At 57.1% G+C, this 12,495-nt stretch carries 17 protein-coding genes; 9 read left to right on the plus strand and 8 right to left on the minus strand.

Annotated features, from left to right (window positions below; translation table 11 throughout):
- Positions 1 to 51: 51 nt before the first annotated feature.
- Positions 52 to 891, minus strand: coding sequence for a flagellar motor protein MotB (locus ACR0DE_RS14090; RefSeq protein ID WP_480753871.1), 840 nt, complete (start codon positions 889 to 891; stop codon positions 52 to 54).
- A gap of 83 nt (positions 892 to 974) precedes the next feature.
- Positions 975 to 2,300 carry a FliI/YscN family ATPase gene (locus tag ACR0DE_RS14095; RefSeq protein WP_480754271.1) on the minus strand — a complete coding sequence of 442 codons (1,326 nt, stop codon included), beginning with the start codon at positions 2,298 to 2,300 and terminating at the stop codon, positions 975 to 977.
- A 107-nt stretch (positions 2,301 to 2,407) separates the two neighbouring features.
- On the opposite strand from ACR0DE_RS14095, the gene ACR0DE_RS14100 reads away from it, so the two are divergent.
- The 9 genes from ACR0DE_RS14100 to ACR0DE_RS14140 are packed head-to-tail and all read left to right on the plus strand — an operon-like array spanning position 2,408 to position 6,938.
- Positions 2,408 to 2,794, plus strand: coding sequence for a FlgB family protein (locus tag ACR0DE_RS14100; RefSeq protein ID WP_170567490.1), 387 nt, complete (start codon positions 2,408 to 2,410; stop codon positions 2,792 to 2,794).
- A gap of 11 nt (positions 2,795 to 2,805) precedes the next feature.
- The gene (flgC, locus tag ACR0DE_RS14105) at positions 2,806 to 3,192 is read left to right on the plus strand and encodes a flagellar basal body rod protein FlgC (RefSeq protein WP_480753873.1); all 387 of its coding nucleotides are present in this window, start codon (positions 2,806 to 2,808) and stop codon (positions 3,190 to 3,192) included.
- A gap of 12 nt (positions 3,193 to 3,204) precedes the next feature.
- Complete coding sequence (gene fliE / locus ACR0DE_RS14110) at positions 3,205 to 3,495, plus strand: flagellar hook-basal body complex protein FliE (protein ID WP_170408685.1); 291 nt, start codon at positions 3,205 to 3,207, stop codon at positions 3,493 to 3,495.
- Positions 3,496 to 3,498: 3 nt separating this feature from the next.
- Positions 3,499 to 3,771, plus strand: a complete 273-nt coding sequence (locus ACR0DE_RS14115; protein ID WP_170395271.1) for a flagellar biosynthetic protein FliQ — start codon at positions 3,499 to 3,501, stop codon at positions 3,769 to 3,771.
- Complete coding sequence (locus ACR0DE_RS14120; protein WP_480753876.1) at positions 3,771 to 4,481, plus strand: flagellar hook-basal body complex protein; 711 nt, start codon at positions 3,771 to 3,773, stop codon at positions 4,479 to 4,481. The genes ACR0DE_RS14115 and ACR0DE_RS14120 overlap by 1 nt, the downstream gene beginning before the upstream one ends.
- A gap of 21 nt (positions 4,482 to 4,502) precedes the next feature.
- The gene (gene flgG / locus ACR0DE_RS14125; RefSeq protein ID WP_170626328.1) at positions 4,503 to 5,288 is read left to right on the plus strand and encodes a flagellar basal-body rod protein FlgG; all 786 of its coding nucleotides are present in this window, start codon (positions 4,503 to 4,505) and stop codon (positions 5,286 to 5,288) included.
- Positions 5,288 to 5,701, plus strand: coding sequence for a flagellar basal body P-ring formation chaperone FlgA (gene flgA, locus ACR0DE_RS14130; RefSeq protein ID WP_170818494.1), 414 nt, complete (start codon positions 5,288 to 5,290; stop codon positions 5,699 to 5,701). The genes flgG and flgA overlap by 1 nt, the downstream gene beginning before the upstream one ends.
- A complete protein-coding gene (gene flgH, locus ACR0DE_RS14135) occupies positions 5,701 to 6,432 on the plus strand; it encodes a flagellar basal body L-ring protein FlgH (RefSeq protein ID WP_480754273.1) in 732 nt (243 codons plus the stop codon). The genes flgA and flgH overlap by 1 nt, the downstream gene beginning before the upstream one ends.
- An 11-nt stretch (positions 6,433 to 6,443) precedes the next feature.
- On the plus strand, positions 6,444 to 6,938 hold the full coding sequence (locus ACR0DE_RS14140; protein WP_480753878.1) for a flagellar basal body-associated FliL family protein: 495 nt from the start codon (positions 6,444 to 6,446) through the stop codon (positions 6,936 to 6,938).
- Between the two features lie 11 nt (positions 6,939 to 6,949).
- Here ACR0DE_RS14140 and ACR0DE_RS14145 read toward each other — a convergent pair whose 3' ends face one another.
- The 6 genes from ACR0DE_RS14145 to ACR0DE_RS14170 all read right to left on the minus strand — a co-directional run bounded on the left by ACR0DE_RS14145 (position 6,950) and on the right by ACR0DE_RS14170 (position 12,463).
- Positions 6,950 to 7,321 (minus strand): hypothetical protein, encoded by a 372-nt coding sequence (locus ACR0DE_RS14145; RefSeq protein WP_480753880.1) that lies wholly within the window; start codon positions 7,319 to 7,321, stop codon positions 6,950 to 6,952.
- Positions 7,322 to 7,332: 11 nt separating this feature from the next.
- Positions 7,333 to 8,421 (minus strand): flagellar type III secretion system protein FlhB, encoded by a 1,089-nt coding sequence (gene flhB / locus ACR0DE_RS14150; protein ID WP_480753882.1) that lies wholly within the window; start codon positions 8,419 to 8,421, stop codon positions 7,333 to 7,335.
- A complete protein-coding gene (locus tag ACR0DE_RS14155) occupies positions 8,418 to 9,191 on the minus strand; it encodes a flagellar biosynthetic protein FliR (RefSeq protein ID WP_480753885.1) in 774 nt (257 codons plus the stop codon). The genes flhB and ACR0DE_RS14155 overlap by 4 nt, the downstream gene beginning before the upstream one ends.
- Entirely contained in the window at positions 9,188 to 11,275 is a 2,088-nt protein-coding gene (gene flhA, locus ACR0DE_RS14160; RefSeq protein WP_480753887.1) for a flagellar biosynthesis protein FlhA, read from the minus strand. The genes ACR0DE_RS14155 and flhA overlap by 4 nt, the downstream gene beginning before the upstream one ends.
- A 9-nt stretch (positions 11,276 to 11,284) precedes the next feature.
- Positions 11,285 to 11,962 carry a lytic transglycosylase domain-containing protein gene (locus ACR0DE_RS14165; RefSeq protein WP_480753889.1) on the minus strand — a complete coding sequence of 226 codons (678 nt, stop codon included), beginning with the start codon at positions 11,960 to 11,962 and terminating at the stop codon, positions 11,285 to 11,287.
- Between the two features lie 72 nt (positions 11,963 to 12,034).
- Complete coding sequence (locus ACR0DE_RS14170) at positions 12,035 to 12,463, minus strand: Lrp/AsnC family transcriptional regulator (RefSeq protein ID WP_170515708.1); 429 nt, start codon at positions 12,461 to 12,463, stop codon at positions 12,035 to 12,037.
- Positions 12,464 to 12,495 lie beyond the last annotated feature (32 nt).

The following is a 12,495-nucleotide window of genomic DNA, read 5'->3' on the forward strand; positions in this document are numbered from 1 at the left end:
CTGGCCCTTAACAGCCGGCTAACAGCTAAAATGCTGTCTATCCTTTACCCCTTAAGGGTTGCGTAAAAAGATGATCTCAATCCGATTATTGCGTATCGCCATGGGGTTTTTATCCGAAAGCTCTCGGTCCGCGTGCCCAGTCACGCGGTCCAACCGCTGTGGCTGGATGCCTTTGTTCTGCAGCAGTTGGCGGGTGCTTTGCGCCCGCGCGGTCGACAGATCCCAGACCGGGTTATTCGCCAACACGACGGGCGCAGACCGCACATGCCCTTCTACCGCGATTGCGTTTGTCACCAGATCAGAAGACCGCGCTACCAAAAGTGTCAGCGCGCGCATCATTTGGGTTGGCGTGTCTGTCCCCGCTTCGAACAACGGTTGATCCTCAGTGGCGAACAGCTCGACCACCAGCCCTTCGTCGGTGACGCGGGTCACGATGTGCTTGCGCATCTTATCGGACACAAGGCTTTCCCCAGCGCGCCCCAACAACTGCGCCTCGAGCGACGAGAAATCTTCGAACGCACCCTTACCGCCGCCTTTCGCATCCACGCCGGTTGATCCGCGCGCCTGTTTCGCCTCGGTGGGGTTCCGATTGCTGGCACCTGATCCATCCATAACCATGGTTTTTTCCGAAAACATGTTGTCACCGCCGAAGGCACCATCGCCACCGCCCGAGACCGGATTGACCGGAATCGTGGGCGAAAAATAATCCGCCAGACCCTTGCGTTGCGTCTCGGTCGTTGCATTCAGCAGCCACATCAACATGAAGAACGCCATCATGGCAGTGACAAAGTCCGCATACGCGACCTTCCACGCACCACCGTGGTGAGCATCGCCACCCGATACACGTTTCTTCTTGATGATGATTGGCGCCGCATTGGATTGCGCACCCATCTCCACCACCTTCTATTCACCCGCTTACTGGCCTAGCAGGGCAGGTGTTAAGGTGGTCCTAACACTTAAAACTGTTCTGAATTCTAAGACTGCGACACCGGGTTTACACCAGCGCGCCTTAAAATCAGAGATAATCGATTAAAGCTGTTTTCGATACCATCGGGATCGGCCTTCGCAAAAAAGCTATCTAGCTCTTCGTGGACTCGGACGGCGCGATCCAACAAAGGATCTGTTCCTTCGGCATAGAGACCGGCTTTGATCATCACCTCAGATTGCTCATAACTGCCGACCAGCTTGCGGGTTTCTGTAATCAACTGGTTCTCATCTGCGGTCGCCGCACCTGGTAGGCTGCGTGATACGGATCGGCTGAGGTCAATCGCTGGGAAGCGCCCGCGTTCGGCGATGTCCCGGCTCAGCACGACATGTCCGTCCAAGACGCCGCGCAGAATGTCCGCAATGGGTTCGTCCATGTCAGAACCAGCGACAAGTACACTGAAGACTGCGGTGATGTCACCTTGATCGGCAGTTCCGGGACCCGCCCGTTCGCACAGGTTTGCAATCAGCGGCGTGACCGATGGCGGGTAGCCACGTAGCGATGGGGCCTCACCCATTGCGGCGGCAATCTCGCGGTGCGCTTCGGCAAAGCGGGTAACTGAATCGGCCAGAAACAGAACGTTTAACCCTTGATCCCGCAGGTATTCCGCCACCGACATGGCCGACCATGCGCACCGTCTGCGTATCAGGGCCGATTGATCCGAGGTTGCGGCCACGACGACCGATCGTTTCAGACCTTCGGCACCCAGGGCGTTCTCGACAAACTCATTCACTTCGCGCCCGCGTTCGCCCACTAATGTAACGACCACCGCATCCGCCTGGACGGAGCGGGCAAGCGTCGCCAGAAGTGTCGATTTGCCAACGCCTGAACCAGCGAACAGGCCGATTCGCTGACCCTGGACAATGGGCAGCATCGTGTTGAGGATGGCCAACCCGGTTTCCATACGACCACCCAGCGGCTTGCGCGATACCGCGGTTGGCGGGGCCTGTATAAGGTCACGTTCAAGCGTGCCAGGCAGTAGGGGCTTGCCGTCCAGAGGTTTGCCAAACGGATCGATCACCCGCCCAAGCCAATGCATTCCGGGCGCAAAGGCAGGCATCTGGTCGAGAGAGACCTGATCCCCCAGGCTTACGCCATCGGGTGCGGAGGCTGGCAGCATATGGATCGCGCCTGATTCGACATGCAGGACCTCGCCCGGCAGGTCCGGGCCTTTTTGTCGGCGCAGCGTCAGATGATCCCCGATCCGGGCTTGGGTGGTCAGACCATCGATTTCAACCACGCCGCGCGCAACACCGGTCACACGCCCGATATGGTGTACCGCCGACATCCTATCGAATTCGCATTTCAGACGCATCGGATCGAGATCGGCCATCGCAGGTCCTCCAAATAGATTTGTTGAAAACGGTTTCTAAAGGAATCGGGGTTAAGCCTTGATTGAAATTGATCGAGGGAGAAGCCCCGATGTTCAATGACCTGAACGTCTTTAAGACTGCGTACGCAATGGCAACCCATGCCGGACAACGGCAAGCGGTTGTCGCGCGCAACATGGCCAACGCGGATACGCCGGGATACAAGCCCCGCGATATTGAAGCCTTCCAGACAGCGTTTGAAAACACGAGCCGAGAGGTCGCGATGACCGCGACTCGGACGGGTCATCTGAATGGTGATGTGCGCGCTCAGCCTTGGGCTGAATTCACGGTCGCGGCTTCGAGCGATCCGAATGGCAATGGTGTTTCATTGGAAGAAGAGATGCTGAAAGCTGTCGAGGTCAAGCGACAACATGACCGGGCATTAGCGATCTACAAGTCTTCAATCGGTGTGCTGCGCACGAGTCTGGGCCGGGCATAGGGGGTTTCACGATGAGCGATTTTTCCTACTCGTTGGACGCGTCGGCTAGCGCACTGCGTGCGCAAGCAGCGCGGTTGCGTCATGTGTCCGAGAACATCTCGAACGCCGATACGCCCGGATACCGGCGTAAGACAGTCCCGTTTGAGACAGTCGAACGGGACGGAATAGAGATGGTCCAGGCGGGGCGCGTCAAACTCGATCGTCGCGACTTGAGCCGAATTTATGATCCTGGCCACCCTATGGCTGATGAGACTGGCCATTACAGAGGATCAAACGTCGATCTGATGATCGAAATAGCAGACGCCCGAGAGGCGCAGCGCAGCTATGAAGCCAACCTCAAGATGTTCGACCAGACCCGGCAGATGTCATCAAGTCTGATGGATCTACTCCGAAAATAAAGGAATACCAGAATGGATGTTCGCTCACTTACCGCCGCACAGAATTATACGGGTGCGCGCCCAGCAACGCAGGCCGCCCCCGAACATCAGGGGACAGCGCAAGGGCTGCGATCCTCGTTTCAGGATTTCGTGGCGACGCTGAAACAAAGCGAGCAAGTCACGCAATCTTCGATGGTTGGGCAGGCCGACCCGCACGCTTTGGTTCAGGCACTGGCGCAGACTGAGTTGGCAGTGGAAACGGCTGTGATTGTTCGGAACAAAGTCGTTGAAGCCTATCAGGAAATCTTGCGGATGCCGGTCTGAACGATGCTGAGCGAAGGTCTGTTCTACGACATCGTGCGCCAGGCGCTTTGGGTTGCAGTCATCACGTCGGTTCCGATCCTGGCGGTGGCGCTGATCTCGGGCCTTACAGTTGGTTTGTTTCAGGCCTTGACCTCGGTTCAGGAGATGACCCTGACCTTCGTGCCTAAGCTGATTGCAATCGTGGTCGTGTTCTGGATGTCGATGGGCTTCATGACCCAGACCCTTGTTACGTTTTTTACCGGGACATTGGTCCCGCTTATTGCCGGAGGTCGCTAATGGACACCGCTTATGTCACCTTGTCCCGCCAATCCGGTCTCATGGATGAGATGCGAATGGTGGCCAACAATATCGCCAATGCCAACACGACCGGGTATCGTCAGCAGGGGCTGGTGTTCTCCGAATTCGTCCGGGATATGCCGGGCAATCCTTCACTATCGCTCAGCCGTGCGCAGGTTCGAAACACTTCTCTGCAACAAGGTGTGCTGACCGAGACAGGCGGGTCCTTCGACTTTGCCATCGAAGGGGACGGGTTCTTTATGATCGAAACGCCCGCAGGGAACCGCCTGACGCGTTCCGGCAGTTTCTCACCCAATGCTGAGGGCGATCTGGTGACGATGGACGGGCACCGGGTTCTGGACAGCAATGGCGCGCCGGTCTTTGTCCCGCCCGACGCCGCAACGATCGATGTTGGCAGCGACGGCACGATGAGCGCCGATGGACAACTTCTGAGCCAGATCGGTGTCTACAACGTCGCCGATCCCGAAAACCTGGTGCGCGAAGGAAGCACACATTTTCGTGCAGGCGGGCAGGTGGAACCGGTGGGCGAACCGGTCGTGCTGCATCGGTTCCTCGAAGGATCGAATGTCAATGCCATTGGTCAGGTGACCCGGATGATTGAAATTCAGCGGGCCTACGAGCTCGGGCAGAGTTTTCTTGAGGCCGAAGACGAACGGGTTCGCGGGGCGCTTAAGGCATTGATGCGCTGATTACCGGAAGGAGAATACGACATGCGAGCATTGAAGATCGCGGCTACGGGCATGACCGCACAGCAGATGCGGGTTGAGACAATTTCAAACAACCTCGCGAATATGAATACAACCGGCTACAACACCCGCCGGGCCGAGTTTGCCGATCTGCACTATCAACAGATGGTGCGCGCCGGGGCGGTCAATGCCTCGGATGGAACGGTCCTTCCGACAGGTATACAGCTGGGGTTGGGCGTGCGCCCTGCCGCGGTCACCGTACAGCTGCAACAGGGTGGGCTCTCGGCAACGGGCAGTGATCTGGATATCGCCATCGAAGGGCGAGGTTACCTTGAAGTCACCATGCCGAATGGCCAATCCGCCTTTACCCGAGACGGAAGCCTGAAACGTTCGGCCGAAGGTCTGATCGTAACTTCTGATGGCTTTGCCGTTGCCCCTGAAATTACCATTCCAGACGATGCCAGATCGATCTCGATCAATGCGGCGGGTGAGGTCTATGCCTATTTCGATGATACGGCCGAGGGGCAGTTGCTGGGCGAGTTTACGCTGGCCAGCTTCTCGAACGCCAAGGGTCTTGAGGCCATTGGTAGCAACCTCTTCAAGGAAACCGAAGCCTCGGGCGCTCCGGTTGTCGGCACCCCGGGCGAAGATGGGCTGGGCACATTGCGGCAGGGCTATCTTGAGGACAGCTCTGTCGATGCGGTGCGCGAGGTCACGGAACTGATCGAAGCGCAGCGTGGCTATGAAATGAACGCCAAAGTTATTTCCGCCGTCGACCAGATGATGGGCGCGACCACGCAGGTGCGGTGATGCGCCTGTTAACCCTCATACTATGCATGATGCCGATGCCAAGCTTGGCCGAGATCGTTGTGCCGACCCGCACGATCCGCGCCAAAGAGGTCATTGTCTCATCCGACATCGAAGTCAAAACCTCTGAGGTCAATGGGGCGGTTCGTAGGCCAGAGGATCTTATCGGTCAGGAGGCACGTGTCGCGCTATATCCAGGTCGGCCAATCCGCCCTGCCGATGTCGGTCCGCCTGCGATCGTGGACCGAAACGATCTGGTGACGCTGGTGTTCGATCACGTCGCGCTATCGATCACTGCCGAAGGCCGCGCGTTGGGCCGGGGCGCAGCAGGCGAGCGTATCCGTGTCATGAATCTGGCGTCTCGCACAACAGTAACGGGCGTAATCCGTCCCGATGGACAAATTGAGGTTAAATGATGCCGAGCCTTTCGAAACCCCTGCTATTTGTCGTTCTGAGTGTTGCGGCGTGTGGACGATTGGACCACCTTGGCAAGCCGCCCAGCCTGACACCAAACACGGAATCGCCTGAGCATGTTGCGATGCTGTGGCCCGGACTACCTTTGCACAGCCAGCCTCAGCGAACCGTTGATCAGTCATCTTTGTGGAGTGGCGGTCAGCATTCCTTGCTTGGTGATCAACGGGCGATGAAAAAAGGGGATATTCTGACAGTCGTGATCGAGCTGGATGAAAAGGCCGAAATATCCAACGACACCAACCGGTCGCGGGCCGGGTCAGAAAGTCTTGCGGTGCCGGAACTCTTCGGCCTTCCTCAGCGCGCAGGTGAACGCCTGCCGGAAGGCGCCTCACTTGATGATGCCGTTTCAATTGACTCCGCTTCGGTCAGCAAAGGGAAGGGATCGGTCAAACGCAAAGAGAAACTGACCTTGCGCGTGGCGGCAACGGTCGTCGACGTGCTGCCTAACGGTGTGCTTTCGATTTCTGGATCGCAAGAACTGCGGGTGAATTTCGAACTTCGGGAACTGCTGGTCTCGGGCTATGTCCGCCCCGAAGATATCTCGCGCCAGAATGAAATCACCTATGACAAGATCGCGTCAGCGCGGGTGTCTTATGGTGGCCGCGGGCAGATCACGGATGTGCAGAAACCACGCTATGGACAACAGATACTTGATACCTTGCTACCGTTCTGAGGGCCGTTCTGATGGGAAAACTACTATCGATCGTTTTTCTGGTTTTCGGCCTGGCTGCCGGTGCGGGCGCCCGGATCCTATTGTCCCCGTCCGGGGAAGCTGAAGATCTTGCGGAGGCTGGGCAAAAACCCAATGAAGACAAGAAAAACAAAACTAAACCCGGCAAAGATGATCAATCAGAAACACATGAGTATCTGAAACTCACCAAACAGTTCGTGGTCCCCGTGGTTTCCGAGGACGAGATATCGGCGCTCGTCACCATGTCCCTCAGCCTTGAGGTGAGGCCGGGGATTGCCGAAGCGTTTTATGAGATCGAGCCAAAATTAAGGGACCGGTTTCTGCAAGTTCTGTTTGATCACGCCAATATCGGCGGGTTTGACGGCGCATTCACGCGGTCAGACAACCTGACGGCATTGCGCAATGCGTTGCTGGAGGTTGCGAGAAAGGATCTGGGCGAAGATGTCTCGCAAGTTCTGATCATGAGTGTCAGCCGACAGGATACCTGAACGGGTTGGGGTTACGATTCCAAAGCTTTAGATTGTCGCACGCGTCGCTTGTGTTCCTGCAGGCGGCGCGACAGATCGGCAACGGCCAGTTTGCGCCCAAATGCCCCACGCAATTCTTCCATTGCCGCAAGCTTTTGTGATCGCAGGCGCGCCAACTCGGTGTTCAGGTTGCGCCGTGTCAAAGATTCCCAGCCGTGCCACAACAGGTCTGCGCCGGTGACCTGATAGCCATCCGACTGTGAACTCGTCGATTTTACTTCGGCTAATTGAGAATCCAGACGCGTCAATTGCTGAAGCAACTGGGCTTCGCGCTGCAACAAAGGGTGCAATTTTTGGTGTTCCCGTTGATAAACAGCTTCAGCGACGGTCAAAAGGTTGTCCATGTGATCTTGCGTCATCCGACCTGACCCTTCGCTCGTTTGCGCATGGATTCGGCAAACCGAATAGCAGCTGCAACGGGTCGGTAGTATTCTTCGGTAATTTCCTGTCCGATCCCGACGGTCGCGTGCAATGCGCGTGCTGTTGGTGGATCGGAATGAATAGGAATGCCTGCGTCTCCGGCCGTGGCCCTGATTGTTGCCGCGATTTCATCTACCCCTTTGGCGACGCAAACCGGTGCGCTGCCACTTGCTCGCGACCATTTCAGCGCCACCGCATAATGCGTCGGGTTGACGATCACCACATCGGCCTTGGGCACATCCACCATCATCTGATTGGTTGCTATGTCCTGCGCGCGTTGGCGACGCTGCTGTTTGACGTGCGGATCACCCTCGGAATCCTTGGTTTCATCCTGAATTTCTTTGCGTGACATTCTGTTTTTGCGAAGGTGTTCGGCATGTTGCCACAGATAGTCGATCACGCCGATCGCCAGCGCGATCATTATGGCGATAAACAGAAATTGGCTTAGTAAGTTCGTCATCAACAGAATTGAGGATCTCGGAGCGGCTGCACTAGCTGTCAGAATCTCTGGCAGGTGGACGTGTAAAAATAGGGTCAGGCATGTTCCATAGATCAACAATTTAACAAAGCTCTTGGCGAATTCGAACAACCCGCCCCTGCCAAACTTGTTCTTTGCGTTTGAGACGATCGAGATGCGTGAACCGCGTGGTTTCAGCTTTTCCGGCGCGAAGATCAGTGCGCGCTGGGCGATCAGGCTGAGCAACACCGCGACTGCCGGAACGATAAACAACGCGGCGATTGGTGCCATAGTTGATCTCAGAATCCCAGCGACGGTGGATGTCGCGGGTCCGACGGTCAGCAAGATTGCGAATTGATCTGATTGGTCGATCAAGACCACGAACAGAGTCCCCAGATGCTCTGCCGTGAATTGACCCGTGAGCAAAAATGCGACGAGCAGTCCCATGTATGCAGCCACCACCGACAGATCATTGGACTTCGCCACCTCGCCTTTTTTGCGGGCTTTTTCCAGCTTTTGCGGGGTCGCCTCAAATGACTTATCACTGTCGTCGTCTGATGTGCTCATCTCAGCCCTCCCAGAGGATTTTGGAGAAAGGTAAACAAAGCGTCAGACCAGGTTGCCAGGATCAATGGTGCCCCGGCGAAAAGCAGGAAAAGGCCTGCGAAAGTGATTGCTGGGGCACCGACAAAAGCGACCATGAGCTGCGGCATGGCGCGGTTAATTACGCCCAGTGCGAGGTTGTAGATCAGCGATGCGATGACAAAGGGCGTCACCAGCGCAAAGGCCAGTCCAAAGCTGCGGGCGACTTGCGCAACGCCCCATTGCGACAGATCAGGCGCAGTTGGAAGCGCGCCCATCGGAAACAGCATATAGCTGTGGATCATGAACTGCGCTGCACGGATATGAAGGCCAAGCAATACCGCCAGCGCCAAGCCGGCCAGCGTCAGCAGATACCCCATCGCCGGGACAGGTTCTGCGGCCGCTCCGCCCAGGATCTGAGACAAGGATGTCGCTTGCGCCGCGATTGAACCTGCAGTTTGTAATGCAAGGACAAAAAGGCGCAACCCGATGCCGAGCATAAGACCGATCAAGACTTCGATGGTGATTAATCCAATCATTTTGTGAAAGCCCGGCATAACACCCGATGCGGGTATGGCGGGAATGACAATCATTGTGAAAGCAACTGCCACGCCCAGTTTGACCCGCACAGGGACGCTGCGTTCACCAAAGGCCGGTAGCAGCGAAACCAATGCGGACACACGAAGAAATACGGCGAACAGATGCCACAGGTTTTGCCCCAGATGTGGCAAAAGCTCTGACGGGACTGAGATCACGCGGGCACCGTTCCGACCAAGGCGGGGCGCGCCTCAAGCCCGATCTCTTCAAAAGACAGGACGGGGTTGGCGACGCCGCGCGCGTGCATAATGGTCCTGAGCAATCTGCGTCGGCGGGTCGTGGTTACGACCGCCGGGAACAACCCGTGATCTGCTGATTTTGCGACGCTATCGACAACTCCATCGGCCAGCTTATTGAACAGGTTGGGCGGTAGTGCCACGTCGATACCTGCGTTCGCGGCGTCGATCTGGTAGGTGGCAAATGTGTCCTCCCATTCCGGCGCGAGTTGGATCAGAGGGATCGAGCCGTCCTCGCGCTTCATGTCGGCAACCAGTTGAAAGCCCAGCCGCTGGCGGACCAGTTCGCAGATCCCTTCGGGCTGGGTGGTGGCCAATCGTGCTTCGGCCATGCTTTCAAGGATCAGCGCCATGTTTCGGATCGAGACCCGTTCGTCTAGCAACAGCCGCAGAACAGCATGCAGTGTGTCGATCGGCACCTTGTCTGGGATCAATTCGTCCAGCATTTTGCGGTTGGCTTCGGCTCGGGTCGGATCGCTGAGCCGCGTCATCTCGGACAGCAGGCGGCGAAGGGATTTCAGGGTCAAAAGGCGCGAGAAATTCTGTTTGATGATCTCTAGCAGATGGGTCGCCAGAATTTCAGGAGGGGTGACGATGGTGGCCCCATTCAGTGCGGCGACCTCCTGGTCCTTGGGCAATATCCAGCGCGCCGGGGCACCGTAGACGGGTTCGATCACATCGGTGCCATCAGGTAGAAAGTCGTGCCCGTCCTGTACCAGTGCGAGCACAAGTTCAGAATTCAGAACACCACGCGCCTGTTCGACCCCTTGTACTTTGATCACATAAGTTCCGGTCGGAAGATCGGCGCGGTCAGTCAATCGAATTTCGGGCAGGATAAGCCCAAAGCTTGAGGCGACATAGGTCCGCATGTTGGCGATCCGCGCGTCAAGGCCGGTACCGGGATTCAGCACCATGCTGACCAGATCGGGGGCGAATTCTAAGTGAACGTCGTCGAGGTCAAGGATATCACCGATGGCCTGTGAAACCGGAGTGTCAGACTCGGCCTCGGGCGTCTGTGCCTCTGCCTCGCTGGCGTTGCGTTTTCTGAGGCCTGAATAAGCCGCATAGCCCAGTACCCCGGCCCCAAGAATGAACGGTAAGAACGGCAATCCAGGCACCAGGGCGAACAGCACCATCAGAACCGCTACGGTGCCCAACGCCGCCGGGTGGCGTCCAAGCTGCGAGAAGATCGCATTGTCGGTTGCACCCTGCGTACCGCCACGCGCCAACAGCAAGGCGGACGCAATCGAGATGATCACTGCTGGTATCTGGGACACCAACCCGTCCCCAACGGTCAGGATTGCATAGGTTTCGAAGGCGGACGATACCGGCATCCCATGCACGATGACCCCCATGACCAATCCCATCACGAGGTTGAGAAGTGTGATCAGCAACCCGGCAATCGCATCGCCTTTGACGAATTTCGACGCGCCGTCGAGCGAACCAAAAAAGGTGGTTTCCTGCTGCTCGCGCTCGCGCCGTTCTTTGGCTTGCTGGTGATCGATGGCTCCAGCCGACATATCACTGTCGATGGCCAACTGTTTGCCTGGCATCCCGTCCAGCGCGAACCGGGCACCCACTTCGGCCATGCGGGCCGCACCCTTTGTGATGACCATGAAGTTCACGATCAGCAGAACGCCAAACACCACAAGGCCCAGAAAGATGCTGCCGCCCATGACAAACTGGGCGAAACCTTCGATCACGTCACCAGCGGCGTTGGTGCCGGTGTGCCCCTGACCGATGATCAGCTTGGTTGAGGACACGTTCAGCGACAAGCGCAACATCAGTGAGGCCAGCAGGATCGTCGGGAAGGATGAGAAATCCAGTGGCCGTTCGATGAACAGCGTCAATGTGAAGATCAGTATCGCCAGCGCAAAGGATGCCGACAGCCCCACGTCCAGTACCCAGGCTGGCATGGGCAGGATCATCATCACGATGACCGCCATCAGCGCCAGCGCCAGCAATATGGTCGGAGAGAACAAGGTGCGGGGATCGATACGGGGCACTATCTGCTCCTAATTGAAAGCGATAAAGGCGGTGGCTGTAGAGGTTTCGGGAACCAGTGACCCCAGCGCGTTCTGGCCGACCGGATGAGCGTTCAGCGGGATGAGCGGACTGGCAGATGCTGTGAATGGATCGCGTTCGTGGGCTGTGCCCGAGCCAACCAGCTGCGCCAGGACGGTCTGAAAACGGTCAGAATATGAGGCTGCGAGATGCTGCGTGCGCGAGTGGTAAGCCCCGGCAGCGGCGGGCCATGATCCAAGTTCCGCATAAAGCTGGGCCAGAAACCGTGCTGCATAGGTTGCGTTTTCATCCGGATCGAACATCGCGTCGATCGAGCGAAAAGCCTTACCATGCCAACGATAATTGATCTGAAAGCAACCGACATCAAAGCTGCGTACACCGGATTTGAAGATGTCGAACACGTAAGACTTTGCCTCAACCTCGGAGGCAAACCAATATCCCTGTCCTTCACGATTGACGGTCCATGGCCAGGGTTCCAGTGATCCGTTCTGCGTGCGGCCTGTTTCTACGCGGGCAATTGCCTTGAGAACATCAAGCGGGACGCCTTCGGCCTGCGCAGCCCGCCGGGCCGCTTGATCACACAGCGCCGATGTTGGCGATGCGTATCCGGCCTGCGCCAGAAGGGCCTGCGCCAAGAGCGCGGAAACTAGTAGGTTTTGAGTTGGCATTCTGCCGGTCCGGAATTCTAATCAGTCCGGGCCAAGCTATCCAATCATCTGTTTACAGAGAGTTAGCGCGCCTTAGTTTCGATCAATCTTTCGGCCAAAAACCACACTGGTGTTGGTACGCAATACGCCGGGGATGCGCGCAAGTTCGTCGACCAGAATGTCGAGATCTTCGATCCGTGGCGCTTCGGCGGAAAGCAGCAGGTCAAATTCGCCATTGATTGATAAACACAGTTTGACCTCGGGATAAGCTTCAAGCCGCTTGATGATCCGTGTGGTTTCTTTCTGCTGCACTTCAAGCAGAACGATGATCTGAACGCGTGGCGTATCTTCGGTTTCGCGCAGGACGACCGAGTAACCAGCGATGACGCCCCGCTCTTCCATTCGATTGATGCGTTCATGCACCGTTGTCCGCGCGACGCCAAGTGTTGTTGCAATGCGGGTCGTCGAGTCGCGCGCATTGTGCTGTAAGGCGGCGATGATGCGTCGGTCAAGCTGGTCCATTGCGGCTCCGGGTTCAGGCAACTTCGCCTCGG

It is taken from the genome of Ruegeria sp. C10 (assembly GCF_056537805.1).